This window comes from Methylobacterium sp. E-045, assembly GCF_022829685.1.
GTDB lineage: Bacteria > Pseudomonadota > Alphaproteobacteria > Rhizobiales > Beijerinckiaceae > Methylobacterium.
Window position 1 is genome coordinate 115,027 of sequence record NZ_JAKSYE010000125.1, and the last position, 19,180, is coordinate 134,206.

At 65.8% G+C, this 19,180-nt stretch carries 17 protein-coding genes; 1 reads left to right on the plus strand and 16 read right to left on the minus strand.

What is annotated here, in order from left to right; translation table 11 throughout:
* Positions 1–85 precede the first annotated feature (85 nt).
* The 7 genes from MKK51_RS23830 to MKK51_RS23860 all read right to left on the minus strand — a co-directional run bounded on the left by MKK51_RS23830 (position 86) and on the right by MKK51_RS23860 (position 10,849).
* On the minus strand, positions 86–1,582 hold the full coding sequence (locus tag MKK51_RS23830; RefSeq protein WP_243981667.1) for a carboxypeptidase M32: 1,497 nt from the start codon (positions 1,580–1,582) through the stop codon (positions 86–88).
* A gap of 71 nt (positions 1,583–1,653) precedes the next feature.
* Positions 1,654–2,970 (minus strand): replication-associated recombination protein A, encoded by a 1,317-nt coding sequence (locus tag MKK51_RS23835; protein WP_243981668.1) that lies wholly within the window; start codon positions 2,968–2,970, stop codon positions 1,654–1,656.
* Between the two features lie 108 nt (positions 2,971–3,078).
* Positions 3,079–6,165: an acetoacetate--CoA ligase gene (locus MKK51_RS23840; RefSeq protein WP_243981671.1), complete on the minus strand. Its 3,087-nt coding sequence runs from the start codon at positions 6,163–6,165 to the stop codon at positions 3,079–3,081.
* 366 nt (positions 6,166–6,531) lie between these two features.
* Positions 6,532–7,983: a DegQ family serine endoprotease gene (locus tag MKK51_RS23845; protein ID WP_243981673.1), complete on the minus strand. Its 1,452-nt coding sequence runs from the start codon at positions 7,981–7,983 to the stop codon at positions 6,532–6,534.
* Positions 7,984–8,071: 88 nt separating this feature from the next.
* Positions 8,072–8,743 carry a hypothetical protein gene (locus MKK51_RS23850; RefSeq protein ID WP_243981675.1) on the minus strand — a complete coding sequence of 224 codons (672 nt, stop codon included), beginning with the start codon at positions 8,741–8,743 and terminating at the stop codon, positions 8,072–8,074.
* Positions 8,744–8,923: 180 nt separating this feature from the next.
* The gene (locus MKK51_RS23855) at positions 8,924–9,283 is read right to left on the minus strand and encodes a phasin (RefSeq protein WP_243981676.1); all 360 of its coding nucleotides are present in this window, start codon (positions 9,281–9,283) and stop codon (positions 8,924–8,926) included.
* A 366-nt stretch (positions 9,284–9,649) separates the two neighbouring features.
* Positions 9,650–10,849, minus strand: a complete 1,200-nt coding sequence (locus MKK51_RS23860; protein ID WP_243981678.1) for a glycosyltransferase — start codon at positions 10,847–10,849, stop codon at positions 9,650–9,652.
* Positions 10,850–11,057: 208 nt separating this feature from the next.
* Here MKK51_RS23860 and MKK51_RS23865 point away from each other — a divergent pair, with 208 nt between their 5' ends.
* Positions 11,058–11,240 carry a hypothetical protein gene (locus tag MKK51_RS23865; protein WP_243981680.1) on the plus strand — a complete coding sequence of 61 codons (183 nt, stop codon included), beginning with the start codon at positions 11,058–11,060 and terminating at the stop codon, positions 11,238–11,240.
* Between the two features lie 83 nt (positions 11,241–11,323).
* Here MKK51_RS23865 and MKK51_RS23870 read toward each other — a convergent pair whose 3' ends face one another.
* The 9 genes from MKK51_RS23870 to MKK51_RS23910 form a co-directional block, all read right to left on the minus strand.
* Positions 11,324–12,127, minus strand: a complete 804-nt coding sequence (locus tag MKK51_RS23870) for a succinate dehydrogenase iron-sulfur subunit (protein WP_018044517.1) — start codon at positions 12,125–12,127, stop codon at positions 11,324–11,326.
* A gap of 62 nt (positions 12,128–12,189) precedes the next feature.
* Positions 12,190–14,010 (minus strand): succinate dehydrogenase flavoprotein subunit, encoded by a 1,821-nt coding sequence (gene sdhA, locus MKK51_RS23875; protein WP_243981682.1) that lies wholly within the window; start codon positions 14,008–14,010, stop codon positions 12,190–12,192.
* Positions 14,011–14,038: 28 nt separating this feature from the next.
* The gene (gene sdhD, locus MKK51_RS23880; protein ID WP_243981683.1) at positions 14,039–14,452 is read right to left on the minus strand and encodes a succinate dehydrogenase, hydrophobic membrane anchor protein; all 414 of its coding nucleotides are present in this window, start codon (positions 14,450–14,452) and stop codon (positions 14,039–14,041) included.
* A gap of 12 nt (positions 14,453–14,464) precedes the next feature.
* Positions 14,465–14,866, minus strand: coding sequence for a succinate dehydrogenase, cytochrome b556 subunit (sdhC, locus tag MKK51_RS23885; RefSeq protein ID WP_243981685.1), 402 nt, complete (start codon positions 14,864–14,866; stop codon positions 14,465–14,467).
* A 156-nt stretch (positions 14,867–15,022) separates the two neighbouring features.
* Positions 15,023–16,345, minus strand: a complete 1,323-nt coding sequence (locus MKK51_RS23890) for an SLC13 family permease (RefSeq protein WP_243981687.1) — start codon at positions 16,343–16,345, stop codon at positions 15,023–15,025.
* A gap of 171 nt (positions 16,346–16,516) precedes the next feature.
* Entirely contained in the window at positions 16,517–17,152 is a 636-nt protein-coding gene (locus MKK51_RS23895; RefSeq protein WP_243981688.1) for a response regulator transcription factor, read from the minus strand.
* The gene (locus tag MKK51_RS23900; protein ID WP_243981689.1) at positions 17,149–17,679 is read right to left on the minus strand and encodes a hypothetical protein; all 531 of its coding nucleotides are present in this window, start codon (positions 17,677–17,679) and stop codon (positions 17,149–17,151) included. The genes MKK51_RS23895 and MKK51_RS23900 overlap by 4 nt, the downstream gene beginning before the upstream one ends.
* Entirely contained in the window at positions 17,676–18,629 is a 954-nt protein-coding gene (locus tag MKK51_RS23905; RefSeq protein WP_409565756.1) for a YncE family protein, read from the minus strand. Before MKK51_RS23905 ends, MKK51_RS23900 begins: the two co-directional genes overlap by 4 nt.
* The gene (locus MKK51_RS23910; RefSeq protein WP_243981691.1) at positions 18,626–19,177 is read right to left on the minus strand and encodes an SRPBCC family protein; all 552 of its coding nucleotides are present in this window, start codon (positions 19,175–19,177) and stop codon (positions 18,626–18,628) included. Before MKK51_RS23910 ends, MKK51_RS23905 begins: the two co-directional genes overlap by 4 nt.
* Positions 19,178–19,180: the final 3 nt, after the last annotated feature.

The following is a 19,180-nucleotide window of genomic DNA, read 5'->3' on the forward strand; positions in this document are numbered from 1 at the left end:
AGATCGGAGGGAAAATCCGAAGCGGGCGCGACGATGCAAGGGATCGCTCCGGCGCCATCGATTCGCAACCGGCCGATATGCAGGTTCAGACGTCCCCGAGATAGCGGTGGCGCAGGTGGCGCATGTAATCCTCGGAGCCGAGGGGCCTGCCGGTGGCAGCGACAAGCAGTTCGTCGGTCTCCATGAGACTGCCGCGCCCGTGCACGTTCCCGCGCAGCCAGCTGCGCAGGGCGGTGAAGTCACCCTCCGCCAGATCGGCGGGGATGCCGGGCCGGCTCTCGCGTGCGGCTCGGAAGAGCTGCGCCGCCGCCATGGCGCCGAGGGTATAGGTCGGAAAATAGCCGAAGCTGCCGCCGGGCCAGTGTATGTCCTGCAGGCAGCCGAGCCGGTCGTTCGGTACGCGGAGACCGAGCAAGCCGCGCATGCCCTCGTCGAACGCGCCCGGCAGATCTGCCACCGCGAGGTCGCCGGCGATCATCGCCGTTTCGAGGTCGTAGCGGAGGAGGATGTGAGCCGGATAGGTCACCTCGTCGGCATCGACCCGGATCAGGCCCGGCTCAACCTGCGTGTAGAGGCGGTGCAGATTGTCGGCGTCCCAGGCGCTCCCCTCACCACCAAAGGCTTCACGTAAGCGAGGCGCGAGGTAGGCGCAGAACTCAGCGGAGCGGCAGGCCTGCATCTCGATCAGCAGCGACTGGCTCTCGTGCAGGCTCATTCCTCGGGCATTCCCCACGGGCTGATGGAGCCATGCGGCCGGCCGACCCTGCTCGTAGAGGGCATGGCCGGTCTCGTGGAGCACCCCCATCAGGGCGGGGGTGGCGTCGGCTTCGTCGTAGCGCGTGGTGATGCGCACGTCGTCGGTGGCCCCGCCGCAGAACGGGTGCAGGCTGACATCGAGCCGCCCGCGCTCGAAGTCGAACCCAGCGGCGCGCATCAGGGTCAGCCCAAGGGCTTTCTGCGCTGCCACCGGGAACGGCCCCGGCAGCGGGATCGGCGCCGGCATCGCCGCCTGCCGGTCCCGGATCGTTCCGATCAGATCCGGCAGGGTGGCGCGAAGCCCGGAAAAGGGCGGATCGATCGCGGCCCGCCGCATGCCGGGATCGTAGCCGTCGAGGAGCGCGTCGTAGGGGGCGAGACCCAGGGCCGCGCCTTTGGCCTCGCCGACCTCCCGTTGCAGGCGCAGGGTCTCGGCGAGAAGAGGCGCCAGCTGCGCGAAGTCGGATGTCGCCCGCGCCTCCCGCCAGACCATCTCGGACCGGGACGAGGCCTTGGAACTTGCAGCGACGAGATCGCCCGGCACGGCCGAGGCGTGAAGATAGGCGCGGCGCATCTCACGCAGATTGGCCCGTTCCCACGCACCGAGGGCGGCTTCATCGTCCGAGGCCTGCGCAATCAGGTCGCCGGTCTCGGCGGCGGTGAGGATCTCATGGGTGATGACCCGCAACTGGGCAAGCTGCTCGGCCCGGCCCTCCGCAGCGCCTTGGGGCATCGACGTCTGGGCATCCCAACCGAGGATGCCTGCGGCATCCTCGACGGCGCCGATGCGGGCGAACCGGGTGGCGAGGCTACGATAGGCGTGCATGGTCGAGGCTGCCCTTCCTGCATGGTGGAGCGCCGCCCTATCACAGGATTGAGGCGCGGCGGACGAAGAGATCAACGCTCCTCGTCACGGCGCTGCTTCCGCAAGGCCTCCCAATGGTCGAGGCGGTCGCCGTAGCGGGTCTCCATGCCCCGGTCCGTAGGCTGGTAGAAGTGCTGACGGCCGAGTGCTTCCGGCCAGTAATCCTGGCCCGAGAACGCATCCGGCTCGTCGTGATCGTAGCGGTAGCCCTCGCCGTAGCCGATCTTGCGCATCAGCTTGGTCGAGCCGTTGAGGATCGTGCGGGGCGGCGGCAGCGAGCCGTGCTCCTTGGCCACACGCGTCGCCGCCTTGTAGGCGTTGTAGACGGCGTTCGATTTCGGCGCGCAGGCGAGATAGACGGTGACCTGCGCCAGTGCGAGTTCACCCTCCGGCGAGCCGAGGAAATCGAACGCATCCTTGGCGGCGGTGGCGACGACGAGGGCCTGCGGGTCGGCCAGGCCGATATCCTCCACCGCCATGCGTACCAGGCGCCGGGCGATGAACAGTCTGTCCTCCCCGCCGTCGAGCATGCGGCAGAGGTAGTAGAGCGCCGCGTCGGGGTCGGAACCGCGCACGGTCTTATGCAGGGCGCTGATGAGATTGTAGTGGCCTTCCTGGCTCTTGTCGTAGATCGGCGCACGGCGCTGGACGATCTCCGGCAAGGTGGCGGCATCGAAGATCTCGTCGCGCTTGGCCGAGCGCCAGACCTCTTCCGCGAGGGTCAGGCAGGCTCGCCCGTCGCCATCGGCCATGCGGACCAGGACGCCGCGCGCTTCTTCGTCCAGCGGCAGCGGCCGTTCGGTCAATGCTTCGGCGCGGACCAGCAACTTGGCGATGGCCACATCGTCGAGGGAGCGGAACAGCAGGACGCGGGCGCGGGAAAGAAGTGCGGCATTGAGCTCGAAGGACGGATTCTCCGTGGTGGCACCCACGAGCGTCACCGTCCCATCCTCCATGACGGGTAGAAAAGCGTCGAGCTGCGCACGGTTGAAGCGGTGGATCTCGTCCACGAAGAGGAGCGTCCCCTGCCCCATCGTCCGGCGCTGGCGGGCCGCCTCGAAGACCTTCTTCAGGTCGGCGATGCCGGAAAAGATCGCCGAGATCTGTTCGAACTTGAGATCGGTCTCGTGGGCCAGGAGGCGCGCTACCGTGGTCTTGCCGGTGCCCGGCGGACCCCAGAACACGAGTGAGCCGAAGGATTTTCCGTTGAGGAGACGGGTCAGAGACCCGTCCGGCCCGGTCAGGTGCTCTTGTCCCACCACCTCGGCGAGGGAGCGCGGGCGCAGGCGGTCGGCGAGCGGGCGCGGCGCATCGTTCTTCAGGCCGGCGGAAACAAAGAGATCGGACATCGACGCATAAAAGACGTGGCCTGCGCCATCCCGCAATCCGCAAAAGGTCTCGTCCCCGCGTTTCGGGGCACCTGCCCCTCGCTCGCCGGTCCCGTTGCCCGGCCGCGATCAGATCGGAAGCAGCACGAGTTCCGAATAGAGCAGGTCGAGATGGGACGACGCCATGTCGTGAGAGGAACGGTAACGTCCGGAGCGGGCTTCCCGAACGGCCGGCACGCCGGTGGGAACGAAGCCCTCGTGCGCGGCGAGAATCACGGTGCGTTGTCGTGCGAGGATGCCGAGTTTGATGCGCTCGAAATGCCGCGCGAGGATTTCCGGCCGGCTACAATAGAGCAGTTCGGAGGTCGGAATCCTCATCCGCGGGTTCGTGCCGAGGCGGCGCCGCTTTACGATGAGATAGGTGCTGTCCGCTCCCTCCCGGACGAGGAGATGAAGGAGTTCGAACGGGGCGTGATCGTCGAGGATGCGCCGGTCCTCGTCGCCGAGATGGTCACGGATGATCTCCGGATCGGAATCGATCCGGATCTGCCTCGCGTTCAGGGTGAAGAGATTCGAGAACGGCAGGAAGAAGCGCCGCTTCTCCATGCGCGGCAAAGCCATATGATCCATGATGGCCTGCGTCTCCGGCCCGGGAGTGAGGCTCGTGAAGACAGTACCCTTGGCCCGCATGGCCTCGGCGAGGAGGAACGACCCCCAGCCGCGATACGCATCCTTCACGTACCAGGACGAGAGATTGCAGGCGAGGCGCGCCCCCCCTTCCGCTTGCGGACGGTACGAATAGACCGTGCCGATGAAGCCGACGATGGTGGTGCCGACGGTGAGCACGTAGCCGAGATCGGGCTTTTCCTCGATCCAGCCGTACTCGAACAGGCGCCGCCATTCCGCGACGGACAGGGTGTCGACGGTAAAGCCCGATCTGAGCAGCAGGCAGATCGCCTCGATGTCCTCCTGTCTGACCGGCCGCACGCGTGGCTGGTCGGATTCGTCCTGTCCCTCCGCCACGGGGCCGTCCCAGACCAACCGGGTGAGGAGTCTCACGGTGGGCGCTGCGAGGAGTGCGCCGAAGGAGAGGTCCCGGTTGGCGAAGCGCTGGATCTCCGTCAGGAGCGAAAACATTCCCAGCGAGCTCGCGCCGACCTCGAAGAAGTTGTCATCGACACCGATCGGGATTCCGATCTCGCGCGTGACCATGCCTTGGAGGGCCACCTCCAGCGCCGCCTCACTTGTCACGTCGCCGCGCGATACTGCCTTGGCCACCTCCTCTGCCTGAAGAGCGACAGATGCCGCCAAAGCGTCGCGAAGCTCGTCGAGGCTGTCCGGGTTTCTGAGGGCGCTGCGATTGCGGGCCGCTTGGCCGTTCACGATGTCCCGCGCCGCCGCCTCGGAGCGCTTGCCACTGAAGGTCGTGGGCAGGTCGGTGACCTGAAGGCAACGGGCGGGGACCATCGCCATCGAGCCCTGACTGGCCAGCCGTCCGTTGATCGTCTTCACGAGGTCGGGCGTGAGGGCGAGCCCCTCACGTAGGACGACGACGAGGATCAGGCGCGCACCGCCGGGATCCTGCTGCTCGACCGCTAGAGCGTCCACCACCGCATCGATCGATTGCAGGATCGCGTAGATCTCCGCGGGGCCGACACGGATGCCCCGGATGTTCAGGACGCCGTCGGATCGGCCGTGGATGCGCGCGCCGCCATGGGGCGTCAGCTCGATGAGATCGCCATGGGTCCAGAAGGACGGGTTCTGCGCGAAATAGCTCGCATGGAAGCGGTCGCCGTCCTTGTCGCCGTAGAGACCCAACGGTCTCGATGGGAATGGGTTGGCACAGACGAGTTCACCAATGGGACCCGTCGCCCCCGGCACGATGAGCGCGCGGACATCGAGGGCGAGGCTGCGGCACTGTGCTTCTCCCCGGCGCACGGGCAGGAGCGGGTTTCCAAGTACGAAGCAGCCCAGGATATCGGTTCCGCCGGATATCGATTGCAGAGGCACGTCCTTGACCGCCTCGCCTACCCAGTCGAACTGATGATCGTACAGCACCGAGCCAGTGGAGAGGATGCCGCGAAGGTGCAAGAGAGAGTGCCGCGCACGCGGCGCATAGGCGGCGGTCTCGCAGAGTTGCAGATAGGCCGGGCTCGTCCCGAACACCGTGACGCCGCGACGCTCCACCACCTGCCACAGGGTCTCCGGGCCCTGGACCGGGCCGTCAAACAGCACGATCCCGGCGCCGCTCCCCAGGGCCGAGATCTGCCAGTTCCACATCATCCAGGCGCAGCTGGTGTGGAAGAACAGCGTGTCGCCCGGCCTGAGATCGCCGTGCAACCGATGCTCCTTGACGTGTTCGAGGAGCGTTCCGCCCACCCCGTGGACGATGCATTTGGGCACTCCCGTGGTTCCCGATGAGAACAGGATGAAGAGGGGGTGGTCGAAGGGCAGGCGCGGCCACGCGACGGCGTCGTCGTCCCCCTCTGCCAGGAGTTCGGCATAGGCCAGGATCGGTACCGTGCCGCGCGGCTCGCTCGCATGCGCGTCCAGGGACACCACATGAGTCAGGGTCGGGAGACCATCGACCACCGCCATCACCCGGTCTGCGACGGGTACGCCGGTATCCCACGGTTCCGGGCTCAGATGAGCCACGAGGAACTTCGGCGCGAGGGAACCGAAACGCGACAGGATTGCCGGAGCGCCCATGTCGGGGGCGCAACTGGAGAAGACGGCGCCCAGGGCGGCCGTCGCCAGGGCGGCGATCATCGCTTCCGGTCGGTTGCGGGCGATGGCGACAATGCGGTCACCTGGTGCGATGCCGAGGCGCCGGAAGGCCACCGTCAATCGCGCGACCCGCCGATGCAACTCCGCGCGGGTGATCGCCTCGTCGGGGGCATCGACACGACAGGCCGTGACGGCAATTGCAGTCTCGTCCCACGCAGTGAGAACGGCTTCAGCGTAGTTCAAGGTGATGTTGGGGAAAAACCGGGCTGTTTCGCAATTCAAGCCTTCGCAGGCCGGGGTATTCGACCCGGAGACCGGCAATCCGGACCATCGCAGCAGGAGAGACCAGAACGTCGCGTAGTCGTCGATCGCGAAACGCTCGAAAGCGAAGTAATCGGCGAAGACCCGGCCGATTTCAGCCTCGCAGAAGCGGATGAAGCCGCTGAGTTGGGAATGTGATCCAGTGCCGGCCTCGCCGTGCCTTGGCACGACGAGCTCGTTTTCGACATGTATTGGCGTCCCCATTGCCTGCACACTCATCGCCAATGCCGAGAAAAGGGTAAACGAATTTAATAAAATATAATCTTCATATTAGGTCTATTTTAAATTATAATTATATTGTAAAATTCGATGTTTATCGTCGTCGCGTCAAATACGCTCTGTGAAACGAACTCACGCACTCGATTGTTGCAATCGTAACTTCGAATTCCCACAGGTTTGGGGAGGTTGCTCCGTCGCGGAAACCGCGACGTTCATGGTCCTGAGCCTTTGACGTGTGCCGATGCGCGGGCACGTAACCCTGAAGGGTGGTTCCCGGTTCGGGAGGATGCCGGCCGCCAGGACCGACGGAGGACTCTACCCTCCGAACACCGACGTCAGCACAGCCCCGCCTCGGTTGATCGCGATCTCCCACATGCCGGAGCTGGATCGAGTCAGGCGTTCAAGGTCCTTGGTTGTGGTCACCGGGGCGCCATTGATCGCGACGATCACGTCACCAATCTGCAAGCCGGCGCGGGCCGCCATAGACCCTTCGTCGATGGAGGAGACTGCGACGCCTTCGCTGGCGAAGTCCTTCTGCAGTTCCTCCGCTACGGCGGGCGAGGTGTTGACCAGGGTGGCCCCGTAGAAGGGCGAGCGCGTACGCACCTTCACGGCGTCGCGAGGCCGTGTTTCGGGGGCGGAGGCGAGCTTGACCGAGACGGTGGAGCGCGTGGTGCCTCGCAGAATACCAAACTTCGCGGTTCCGCTGATGCCCTTGAGGGCGAAGCGGTAGCCGAAGGCTTCCGGATCGTCGACGACCTTGTCGTCCACCGTGAGGATCAGGTCGCCGCGCTTGAGGCCAGCCTCTTCGGCCGGACTCTTCGGCTGCAGGCTCGCCACCAAAACCCCGGTTGGATGGTCGAGGCCCATGCTCTCGGCGATGTCGGGCGTGACGTTCTGCACCCGCGCCCCGAGCCAGGGGCGACGCACGGTGGTGGCGCCGCCCTTGGCCGTCTCGACGACGGCGCGGACCATGCTGGTGGGAATGGCGAAGCCGATGCCGTGGCTCCCGCCCGATTGCGAATAGATCGCCGTGTTGATGCCAACGAGTCGACCCTTGAGATCGACGAGGGCACCGCCGGAATTGCCCGGATTGATCGCGGCATCGGTCTGGATGAAAAATTGGTAGTCGGACGAACCGACCTGGGTGCGCGCCAGAGCCGACACGATGCCCTGCGTCACCGTCTGGCCGACTCCGAACGGGTTGCCGATCGCCATGACGAAGTCACCGACCTCAAGGGCCTCCGAATCGCCCATGGGCATGGGGACGAGACCGCCGACGGGGCTCTTGATCTTGATCACGGCGAGATCGGTGCGGGGATCGCGCAGGACAATGCTCGCCTCGAATTCCCGCCGATCGGAGAGCGAGACACGAACTTCGTTCATATTGTCGATAACGTGATTGTTGGTGATGACAAGGCCTGATTCATCCACGATGACGCCGGAGCCAAGCGACTTCTGCGCCCGCTCGCCTGGCATGCCCTGGCCGCGGCCTGAGCCCTGCTCACCGAAGAACCGGCGCATGAACTCGTCCATGGCACTGCGCGATGTGCCGCGCTGTTCCACATGCGAGGCGTAGACGTTCACCACCGAGGGCGCCGCCCGCTTTACCACCGGTGCGAAGGACAGATCGACTTCGACCTTCGAACTCGGCACGGTCTTGGCCGCTGCGTGAGCCTCCGGCGTCTTCATCATCTGCGCCTGGGCGCTCGGTGAGACGACGATGGTCGCCGTGACGAGGCAGGCGAGCAGCGGCCGATGGAACATCGCGATCTCCCGAATGGCAGGCGCAGGCGGCGGAGCCGCTGCGGAAACCGGGATGTCTAGACGCGCCGGGGCGTCAGCGCGAGGGGTGTCAGTGGCGGCGGAGCGTTGCGGCGATGCGTCCTGCCCGGCGCGCGAGGCTCGCGATGCAGCTCAGAGAGGCATCGGCCGCTCGCTGCATTTCGGCAACCTGGAGGCGCAGTGCGTCGGCCGGGTTCTTCGCCGTCGACAGAGCGCGCCAATGTGTAAACGTGGCGATGCTCTCGTTGCGGACATAGGTTGTCAGCGTGTCGTTGGCGGCCGCCATCTCGGTCAATGCGGACGCACTTAAGGCTGTGGTGCGCGCCGGCGGCGAGGCGAGATCCTGCGCCGAAGCGATGGCGCGTTCGATCTCGGCGGGCAGCAGGAGATCCTGAGCCGGTTCGCTCTCGCCTTGAGTGCTGACATCGGACGAAGTGTGACTCGTCGCATCGTCTTCAGCCACGGCCGTCACGACGTCGGCGGCGGGCGGGATGTCCTGAGACGGGGCATCGTCCGAGGGGGCGGCCTCCGGAGCGACCAAGACGGGTTCCGCGGCCGCCTGTCCGGTCAACAGTGCATCCGGTGATACGGTCTCCATCAAGGTCTCGGCCACGGGAATCGCGGCGTCGGACCCGGATGCCGCGATCGGCCCATCGTCCAAAGGCGGGGTCTGCGAAGCCGGTACCACGGTGTGAGCGGTCTCGGCACTCGCGTCCGCGCCGGAAAGCTGCGCCGATTGCACGGCTTTGCTTCCCCTGCGCTCGATGGAGCGATGTTGTCGGCGTGTGGCCATGCTTCGTGTCCTCTTTACCGACGATCGATTGCGCAGGGCTGGGAGCCGACGCGCGCTCGTGTTCCCAGCCATGATACCGCGTCTACGCCCTTCACGCGAACCAGGTTGGTCCGCGCGAAGGAGCCGGGATCAGGCGCCCTTGGCGGCGGACTGAGCCACGGCACCGAGATCCTTGGCCTGGGCCTGGAGCGTCGAAATCTGGCTGCGCAGGAACTCGCTCTGAAGCTCGAACGCCTCTTTCAGGTCGCGGGTGCGCACCAGCTTCTGGGCGAAATCGAAGGTCGTGCTCGCATTGGTCTGAACTTGGTCGAGGCCCTTGGCGATCACGGATTGGATCGTCTCCTGCACCGTCGTTGAGGAGGTGTGAAGGTGTTCAGCGGATTTCACCACCGTGCCAAGCAGCTTGGTCACGGCGGTGCGAGCCTGATCGACGCTCTTTTCCGCCAAGTCGCGGAACTCGGCGGGGATCTCATAGGTCGGCGCGTTCATGTCGGTCCTCACTGAAATCATCGGGAGCGACGCGGAACGGCGCGCCGCATTATTTATATGTTGCAGTGCAATATGAAAGTCAAGGTACGGGGTTGAGCGAATGCCCGACAGTAGCGATGCAACTCAGCCTGACCGACACAATACACCCGCGTTCGAAGGGACTTGCGGACGCGGTCTAAGCAAGCACATCGAAGGCCGTCAAACGCAAGGCGCGCAGTAGTGACCCGTTGGCATCAGAATTATGTATGCGGGGAGGCGGGATCATTCCGCGATACGGAGGCTGTTGGGACGGCGCGCTCACGCGAGGTTTGGGCGGTGAGCGCTATCCGTCTTTTTCGAGGAGATCGGACAGCGTGGGAATACGTTTTACGCTATCTGTAAATAGAGGCGGACGAGAGCATCGGCATGGGCATCGATGGACATGGGCGCCTCCCAATAACGCGTGTGAGCGGCCCGCCCGAGTGTTTCCGCTTTAATCGCGTCCAGACTCCGGAACGCGGTCGCGAGTGCTGCCCGGTCGGGTGGGACCACATAGCCGGTGACGCCGTCGATCACTTTCTCCGCGGCTCCCGACCGGTCCGACGCGACCACCGGTAGTCCGACAGCCAGGGCCTCGTAGACGGTCAGAGGGCCGGTCTCGAACCACCGCGAGGGCGCGGCCAGCGCCCTCGCCCGTTGGACGAGGATGGCGGACACCTCGCCCGGCGATCGCCATCCGAGCATGTCCACATGTGGCTGCGCCCGCAGCTCCGCATCCAGTGGTCCGGTGCCGATGAAAAGCGCCGGCATGCCGGCATCCCGTGCCGCCTCGGCGACGAGATCCGCGCCTTTCTCGCGGGTCAAGCGACCCACATAGGCGATGGCTTTCCCTGTCGCTGGATCGGCCCGCGGCCCCTTCTCCACGCGCACGGGATTGTCGATGCGGTGATGGGTAACGGACAGGGAGCCGAGGAGATCGCCCATGCGGAAGATGCTGGAATCGCAGACATGGACCACATTGAGATGGCGGCCACGCAAAGCGCGGTTCTGGGCGATGCTCCGCCCGACCCGGATCACCTTGTGGAGGCGGCTTTTCGGGTCGCAGGGCGCCACGACGCAGGAGGCGGAGAGCGGCGTTAGTCCGCACGAGCGATCCTGGTCGAACCGGTAATAGACGCCGTTGGGGCAGGCCAGGAAGTAATCGTGCAGGGTCACTACCAGCGGGATGCCGCTGTCGAGCAGGACCGGGAACACGCTCGGCGATAAGCTACGGGTCCATTGATGCAGATGGACGATATCCGCTGGCTGCGCGAGAGTGCCGAGCACGGTCCGCAGACGGGCGGCGGATTCCCGGCTCCAGACGCCGGACCATGCCGCCTCCAAGGTCGGCCGGTTCCAGATGTCGGTGTTGCCGAGACAGACTCGCCGGATGTTGGGATGATCAAGGAGCGGATCCGCCGGTCCCTCGATGGCGTGGATGAAGGTGACGTCGATCCCTGCTCGGGCAAGGCCGTGCGCCGATTCCACCGCGACCTTCTCGGCGCCGCCGCTCGCCACGGCGAACTCTGCGAGGATCACGATATGCATGGTCTGCCCGGAACCTCGGCCGGCCTTCTGGCTCGTCATGCCAATGCCGCGACAGTCACGCTAAAGGGCTATCGCCTCACGTCCGGTAAACGCCACCTGCTGAGCGGTATGCCGGCGGCGGCGATAGGGATCGGGCATCGTCTCCTCGCGTTGATCACGGTGAATCCGCCGCCCCTGGCGGCGGCTAGGCGAGCCATAGGAGGCACACATGTCGGACCCGAAGCCAACATCCACGTCAGACACCGACGAGAAACGTCGCGTGAACCCGGCGCCCAGCAACGACAAGACGAATCCTGAAAATCATCAGGACGAAATGAGCGAGCGACTGGACGAGGCGCTGGAAGAGACGTTCCCGTCCAGCGACCCGGTCTCGGTCAAGATCACGAAGTAATCGGCCCTAAGGACGAATATCGCCAAAGCCGAGATGCGAAGTCGCTCGGCTTTGGTATCGATCAGCTGCCGGGTGGCCGCGTGTCAGACCTCGCGCGACACCATCATTTTCTTGATCTCGGCGATCGCTTTTGCCGGGTTCAGGCTTTTCGGGCAGGCATTGGCGCAGTTCATGATTGTGTGGCAACGATAGAGCCGGAACGGGTCGTGAAGGGCGTCGAGGCGTTCGCCCGTATTCTCGTCGCGGCTGTCGATGAGCCAGCGATAGGCCTGCAATAGGGCCGCCGGGCCGAGGAAGCGGTCGCCGTTCCACCAGTAGCTCGGACAGGACGTCGTGCAGCAGGCGCACAGGATGCACTCATAGAGGCCGTCGAGCTGAGCGCGGTCCTCAGGAGTCTGCTTCCACTCCCCTTCCGGCGCAGGGGTTTCGGTCTGGAGCCAGGGCTCGACCGAGGCGTGCTGGGCGAAGAAGTTGGTAAGGTCGGGGACCAAATCCTTCAGAACCGGCATGTGGGGCAGCGGGTAGATCCGTACAGCGCCGGTCTTCTTGCCCTTCGCATGCTCTTGGCACTCGTCGATGCCCATGGTGCAAGCGAGCGCGTTCTGGCCTTCGATATTCATGGCGCAGGAGCCGCAGATGCCCTCGCGGCAGGAACGGCGGAACACCAGGGTCGAATCGACCTTCGCCTTGATCCAGAGCAGCGCGTCGAGGACCATCGGCCCGCAATCGTCGCGATCCACCTGATAGACGTCAACACGCGGATTGGCGCCGTCATCCGGGTTCCAACGATAGATGCGGAACTCCTGAAGGTTGTTGCCCCCAGTGGGACGAGGCCAAGTCTTACCCTCGGTAATCTGAGAGTTCTTGGGGAGGTTGAATTGGGCCATGATTCGGCGTGCCTAAATTCGTCTCTTGAGTACCATAGTCGAAAGCGGTTGCAGTCGTTTTCCTAGTAAACGCGCGCCTTCGGCTCAATGTACTGAATCTCGTTCGACATCGTGTAGGTATGGACCGGACGGTAATCGATGTTCACCTGCTGCGAGGTATCGTCGAGCCAAGACAGGGTGTGCTTCATCCACTCCTTGTCGTCACGGTCGGGGAAATCCTCGCGGGCATGCGCGCCGCGGCTTTCCTTGCGGTTGGCAGCGGATTCCATGGTGACGACCGCCTGACCGATCAGGTTGTCGAATTCCAGAGTCTCGAGCAGGTCGGTGTTCCAGATCAGCGAGCGGTCGGTGATCTTGATGTCGGCCTCGCCCTGCCAGACCTTGTGGATCAGGGTTTTGCCTTCTTCCAGCACCTCGCCGGTGCGGAAGACGGCGCAGTTGTTCTGCATGGTCTTCTGCATCTCGGCGCGCAGTTCCGCGGTGGGCGTGCCGCCGTCGGCGAAGCGGAAGCGGTCTAGGCGGCCGAGCGCCTTGTCGGCGGAATCCTTCGGCAGGTCCATCTGGCGGGCGCCGGGCTCGACGATCTCGGCGCAGCGCAGGCCCGCCGCGCGGCCGAACACCACGAGATCGATCAGCGAGTTCGAGCCGAGGCGGTTGGCTCCGTGCACGGAAACGCAGGCCGCTTCGCCCAGAGCCATCAGGCCGGGCACCACCGTGTCGGGATTGCCGTTCCTAAGGGTCAGCACCTCGCCGTGATAGTTCGTGGGGATGCCGCCCATGTTGTAATGCACCGTCGGCAGGACCGGGATCGGCTCCTTGGTGACGTCGACACCCGCGAAGATCTTGGCCGATTCCGAGATTCCCGGCAGGCGCTGGTGCAGGATCGCCGGATCGAGGTGGTCGAGGTGCAAGTAGATGTGGTCGCTGGTCTTGCCGACACCGCGACCGGCCCGGATCTCCATGGTCATGGAGCGCGAGACCACGTCGCGGGAGGCCAAATCCTTCGCGGAGGGGGCGTAGCGCTCCATGAAGCGCTCGCCCTCGGAATTCGTCAGGTAGCCGCCCTCGCCGCGGGCCCCCTCGGTGATGAGGCAGCCGGCGCCGTAGATGCCGGTCGGGTGGAATTGCACGAATTCCATATCCTGCAGCGGCAGGCCGGCGCGCAGCACCATGGCGTTGCCGTCGCCGGTGCAGGTATGGGCCGAGGTGGCCGAGAAGTACGAGCGGCCATAGCCGCCGGTGGCCAGAATCGTCATCTGGGCGCGGAAGCGGTGGATCTCACCGGAGGCCTGGTCGATGGCGATGACGCCGAGACAGCGACCGTCCTCGTCCATGATCAGGTCGAGGGCGAAGTACTCGATGAAGAAGTTGGTGTGGTTCTTCACCGCCTGCCCATAGAGCGTATGCAGCATGGCGTGGCCGGTACGGTCGGCCGCGGCGCAGGTACGCTGGGCAGTGCCCTTGCCGTAATCGGTGGTCATGCCGCCGAAGGGGCGCTGGTAGATCTTGCCCTCCTCGGTGCGCGAGAACGGCACGCCCCAATGCTCCAGCTCGTAGACTGCGGCCGGTGCGTTGCGGACGAGGTATTCGATGGCGTCCTGGTCGCCGAGCCAGTCCGAGCCCTTGACGGTGTCGTACATGTGCCAGCGCCAGTCGTCCGGGCCCATGTTGCCGAGCGAGGCCGAGATGCCGCCCTGGGCCGCCACGGTGTGCGAGCGGGTGGGAAACACCTTGGAGATGCAGGCGGTGCGCAGGCCGGCCTGGGAGCAGCCCACGGTGGCGCGCAGTCCCGCGCCGCCGGCGCCGACAATCACCACATCGAAGGTGTGGTCGATGATAGAATAGGCGGGCGCGCCGTTGCCGTTGGTTCCGTTGGTGGCCATGGGCAGATCCTTCGGGTTCGGGGGCGGGTCAGACGAGCTTGCCGAGGCTCACGCGCAGGATCGCGTAGAGGCAAGCAACGGCGACGGCGACCGCATAGGCGTTGTTCGCGAACAGGCTGGCGAGTTTCAGCCCTTTGGCATGGACGTAATCCTCGATGATCACCTGCATGCCGATCCTCATGTGGAGCGTGACCGAGATCATGGCGAGGATCAGGACGAGTGCAACGAGCGGGTGCGACATCAGCGCGACCGCCTCCGGGTAGGGCCGGTTGGCCATCATGGCGACGATGACGATAAAGCCGAGCATCAGCGGGGCATTGGCGGCAGCGGTGAGACGCTGCTGCCAGAAATGTCCGGCCCCGTGGCCGGAGGCGCCGAGGCCCTTCACCCGGGCGCGGGGAGTCCGCATGGTCACGTTCGTGGTCTGACGGTTGTCTGCCATTGCGATCGCTCCTCAGCGCAGGACGAGGGCGAGCGCCCAGATCAGGACGGTCAGGATCACGGAACCAATCAGGGTGGCACGGGCCAGGCCCATCCGCTGCTCTCGGTCGAAGCCGTAGCCGAAATCCCAGATAAAATGGCGCAGGCCACCCAGCATGTGGTGCATCAGAATCCAGGTGTAGACGAACAGGACCAGCCTCCCGACGATCGAGCCGAAGAACCACGTCACCCAGCCATAGGCCGCCGGTCCGGAGGCGAGCGCCACGAGCCAGATCGCTACCAGGGCGGTGCCGCCATACAGAGCGGTGCCGGTGACGCGGTGGAACACCGACATCGCCATGGTCCAGGTCCAGCGGTAGATCTGGAGGTGGGGCGAGAGCGGCGGGGCGACCGTGGGTCGAACGGTAGGTGCCATTCTGCGAAAGTCCTCGGCGTTGTGGTGCCAATGCCAGCAGCCATGCTGCTTAGATTGGACCGTCTCTAAAGGGGTACGGCCTATGCGCCAATGCACAACCCGTGTTGATGTGCATTGCGGTGTGACACACCCGCCCGATCGTCATTGCGTGGTCGCTCACGGGACGTGGCCCAGCGCTTGCCACCAGAGATAATCCAGCGGGGCAACCACGAAGAGCGAGGCAAGCCCCATCACGATGGTGAGCTTGGTGGCCGACCGGAGCGGAACCCGCCCCAGATCCATCGCCATGACGATGGGGGGCGCCTGATACGGCAGGAACAGGGTCGAGTATCCCACCACCTGGATCATCACCACGCTCGCAAGGTCCAGACCGCTCGCGCGCGACATCTCGCCGGCCAGAGCCGTGTACAGAGCGGGGGCGCCGTTGGCGGTGACGACGAGGGCGAAGATCGACGCGATCGTCGTGAGAACGCCGAAATTCTGCGCCGAGGCGTTCGGCTCCAGCGGTGCCACGGCAAGCAGGACATGGCCGAGCCGGGCGCCGAGTCCCGTCTCATTGACGACGGCCACCAGGCCGAGAAGCGCGGCGACATAGAAGCAGGTCCGCAGGTTCACCGCACCGAAGGCCTCCGCCGGCAGCACGCCGATACGCGGCAGGAGACAGATCACCGCCGCCGTCAGTCCAACCCAGGCCGGCGCGATGTGATGCAGGCTGTCCGTCACCCAGAAAGCCAGCGTGAGAGCGAGGACGACCGCGAGCCGCTTCTCCTCCGGCGAGAAGGGCGGCATCGCCTCACTCGCATCCGTCGCGGCCGGACTCAGTTGGTCGGGGAACAGGCGCACGATGGCTGCGACCAGTGCGAGGCCTTTCACGCCGGCCAGGACCGGGGCGTGAAGCAGGAGATAAGGCAGGTAGGCGAGATGCAATCCGTACTGCGTCTCGGCGGTGCCGGCCATGACGAGGTTGGGCACGTTGGCCGGTAGGATCGCCGCCGAGAGGAGCGGCGTCGCGAGGCCCACCGCGAGGACGGCTCCGTACCGGCCGGGCCGGCCCGATTCGAGGCCGAACGTGTCGCACAGGGCCAGGACCACCGGGATCAGCAGGGCGATGCGCCCGAGATTCGACGGCATGACGAAGGCAAGGAGGAAGGACAGCGTGACGATGGCGGCGATGAAGCCGACATAGGAGCCTGACAGCGGGCCGGCGAGGCTGCGTGCGAGGCGGGTGCCCAGTCCGGTCCGGGTGATTGCGAGACCGACCACCATTCCGCTCAGGACGAGCCAGAAGGCTGACGACGAAAAGCCGGAGAACACCGTTGATGCGGGCGCGAGCTTCAAAAGCATCGCCGCGGCGAAGAACAGCATCGCCGTGACGACCTCGGCCACGATGCCGCTCGCCCACAGACCCATACAGACGACGAGCAGCATGGCGGTCACGAGGACCGTCCCTTCGCCAGCGAGGATGGAAGCCGCCTGCATCCGGGGGAAACGCTCCGCTCGATCCGGGCAGAAATTCGTGCCCGTTTACCGTCGCGCAGACGTTGAACTCGAATTGGAGTGGTTCGCAATTCGGATGTCGCCGACCGATCCTTCGCGAATGGCGAAGGATCTTAAGCGCGGAACTCGTGCGGAACGCGTAGAGCACTTCGTTCAGCGCACCCGTTTCTCCTGGTCCACGGCGACGCGGATGAGGTCGGCCAGCGTCCGCACGCCGAGTTTCTGGCGCATGGCGGAGCAGGTGTTCAACACCGTGCGGTACTTGATCGACAGGCTGTCGGCGATACCCTGATAGGAAGTGCCGCGGCTCAGAAGCGAGAGGATCTCACGCTCCCGGTTGCTCAGATCCGCCAGGGGCGAGCGCCGGGCGCCGGCCTGGAGTACGGCGATCTCTACCGCGAGGTCGTGATCGAGGTAGCTTCGCCCGGCGCGTACCGCTTCGAACGCCTTGAGGAATTCCGCTGTCCGAACATCCTTGAAGACGTAGCCGATGGCGCCGCTTTCGAGGGCGCGGGACACGATCACCGGGTCGTTGTGCATGCTGAAGGCGAGGATGCGCGTCTCCCGCGCGAGGGTGTGGATCCGCCGGATCAGCGACAGGCCGGACAGCCCCTCCCCCTGCAGGCTGAGGTCGGCGACCACCATCGGCGGGCGCAGGCGGTGGAAGATCCGATAGGCGGACATGATGTCGGTGGCTTCAAGGATGGTCTCGACCCCGGCATCCTCCATGAGGCGGCGGAAGCCGCGCAGGACCACGGGATGATCGTCCACCACGAGGACGGCGGTCACGGCGACACGCGTCCCTCGCCCTGGAGCGAGTAGCGCTCCTTCAGCTTCGCGAGGGCGGTCGCCCGGTCGGCTCCCTGCTGGCGGGTGTTGTAATAGTGCTGGCACATCTCGCCGAAGAGCTGCTTGCGATGGGTCGCGGCGGCGACCTCCTCCAACCCGTCGAGAAGGTCGGCATAGGGTTCGGGCTTTCCCGCCTCGGCCAGCATTTCCCCGAGCTGGACGATGCGGTTGGCCATCATGCGCGGATCTTCGATGAAGACCTCCTTGGCGCGGGCGAGGCTGTGGCGGAGATGCTCGGTCTGCGAGCCCACCTCCGGGGCGGGCTTGCCGATCTCGCGGCTGGCGAGCCAGCGGGCCGGCTCCGTCGGGTCCGTATGCGAGAGCCAGGTCGGAACGTCGGCATCGGATTTCGTGGCGACGAGGGCCTGATCTTCGTTGCTCGCGGCCTCGCTTCCGGCGTCGTCGCCCTTGTCGCAGGCCGCCAGGGCGAGGGGCAGGGCCAGGATCGCGCCCGTGATCCGTTTCATCGCACCGCCTCCGGGTTCGAGCCGACGGCGAGGCTGCGCGGCCCCTCCGCCACGGGGATGCGGGCGGTTTCCGTCAGCGACTTCAGGTCGATGACCGAGACCGAATCCGAGAACCAGTTCGCCACGTAGGCGAAGCTCCCATCGACCGCGATTCCTTCCGGGTAGCGCCCGACCGGGATCGTCGCCTTGAGGTCGAGGCTGCCGGAGTCGAGCACCGCCACCGTGCCGGCCTGCTGGTTGGTCACGAGAACGAGGCTGCCATCTTCGCTGGTCGCGACGCCGTAGGGCATCCCGCCGATCTTCACCGTGGACGTCACCGTCAAGCCGCCCGTGTCGACGACGCTGAGGTCGCCGCTGCGGACATTGGCCACGTAGAGCCTGTCTTCGCCCGGGCTCAAGCCGAGGGCGAACGGGCCCTCTCCCACCGGCACCGTGGCCACCCGCTCCATGCGCGCGGTGTCGATGACGCTCACCTGGCGGCTCTCGCGGTCGGCCACGTAGAGCCGTCCCTTGCGATCGAGGACGAGGCCGGCCGGGTCCTTCCCCACGGGGCAGTCGCCTTCGACTGCGCCCGTCGATGCGGAGAGGCGGATCACCCGTCCCCCGGCCCAATCCCCGACGAAGAGGCTCGTCCCGTCCGCCGAGGCGGCGATGCCGAAAGCCTGGCCGGGAAACGGCAGGCGCCGCAGGACCACACGGGTTCGCCCGTCGACCACGTCGATTCCCGCATGGTCGGGCTGGCTCAGGTAGAGGCGGCCGTTCGTCCCGGCCGCCACTTGCGCGATCCCCTGCCCCACCGCGATGGTGGCCGAGACCGTGGTCGCCCCGGCTTCGATGCGGCTCAGCGTCCCGGCTCCCTGGCTCGCCACATAGACGGGCCCGGCCTCCACCCGAGGGAGGAAGAGCGTCAGGACGAGACCGGCAAGGAGCATCGGGCGCAAAGGATTCATCGCGCCCCCTTGCCCTCCAGGCGTGCCTTCAGACCCTTGAGCCCGTTGCTGAAATAGAGGTTCATCGCATCCTTGCCGGCGGCGTCGCTGAGCTCGTCCGGCGGCTCGTTGCCGGTATCGCCGCGGTAGAAGCGGCCGAGCCACTCGACCTTCGAGCCCTCGCCCTCCGGCGTGACGGTGAGCGTCGCAGAGTAGGACGAGACCGGCAGCGCCTTCAGGTCGGCATCGCCGAGACGGTAGGAATAGCTGCGCTTGGCTGCATCCCACTCGTCGAGTCCTTCGTCGAGGGTGCCGCCGTTCTTCAGGGTCAGCGTGCGACGACCGCCCGAGGCGTTGCCGCCGGTGCCGACGCTCTTGGCCACGTCCGGATGCCAGTTCGAGATGCCGGCGAAGTCGCCGACCACGGCCCAGACGGCATCGGGCTTCGCCGCGACGGTGATGGACTGATCCACCTTCTGCGGCGTCGGGCCGTGCGCGAGGGCCGTGGTCGCGAGGAAGGCGGTGGCTGCCAGGGGAGCGAGGAACGCAGACGGCAGGGCAAAACGCATCGA

Coding starts and splice junctions, on each gene's coding strand:
- MKK51_RS23830 (WP_243981667.1), bottom strand. CDS start 1,582: ATGCACGCCTATCGTAGCCTCGCCACCCGGTTCGCCCGCATCGGCGCC.
- MKK51_RS23835 (WP_243981668.1), bottom strand. CDS start 2,970: ATGTCCGATCTCTTTGTTTCCGCCGGCCTGAAGAACGATGCGCCGCGC.
- MKK51_RS23845 (WP_243981673.1), bottom strand. CDS start 7,983: ATGTTCCATCGGCCGCTGCTCGCCTGCCTCGTCACGGCGACCATCGTC.
- MKK51_RS23855 (WP_243981676.1), bottom strand. CDS start 9,283: ATGAACGCGCCGACCTATGAGATCCCCGCCGAGTTCCGCGACTTGGCG.
- MKK51_RS23860 (WP_243981678.1), bottom strand. CDS start 10,849: ATGCATATCGTGATCCTCGCAGAGTTCGCCGTGGCGAGCGGCGGCGCC.
- MKK51_RS23865 (WP_243981680.1), top strand. CDS start 11,058: ATGTCGGACCCGAAGCCAACATCCACGTCAGACACCGACGAGAAACGT.
- MKK51_RS23870 (WP_018044517.1), bottom strand. CDS start 12,127: ATGGCCCAATTCAACCTCCCCAAGAACTCTCAGATTACCGAGGGTAAG.
- sdhA (WP_243981682.1), bottom strand. CDS start 14,010: ATGGCCACCAACGGAACCAACGGCAACGGCGCGCCCGCCTATTCTATC.
- sdhD (WP_243981683.1), bottom strand. CDS start 14,452: ATGGCAGACAACCGTCAGACCACGAACGTGACCATGCGGACTCCCCGC.
- sdhC (WP_243981685.1), bottom strand. CDS start 14,866: ATGGCACCTACCGTTCGACCCACGGTCGCCCCGCCGCTCTCGCCCCAC.
- MKK51_RS23890 (WP_243981687.1), bottom strand. CDS start 16,345: ATGCAGGCGGCTTCCATCCTCGCTGGCGAAGGGACGGTCCTCGTGACC.
- MKK51_RS23900 (WP_243981689.1), bottom strand. CDS start 17,679: ATGAAACGGATCACGGGCGCGATCCTGGCCCTGCCCCTCGCCCTGGCG.
- MKK51_RS23905 (WP_409565756.1), bottom strand. CDS start 18,629: ATGAATCCTTTGCGCCCGATGCTCCTTGCCGGTCTCGTCCTGACGCTC.
- MKK51_RS23910 (WP_243981691.1), bottom strand. CDS start 19,177: ATGCGTTTTGCCCTGCCGTCTGCGTTCCTCGCTCCCCTGGCAGCCACC.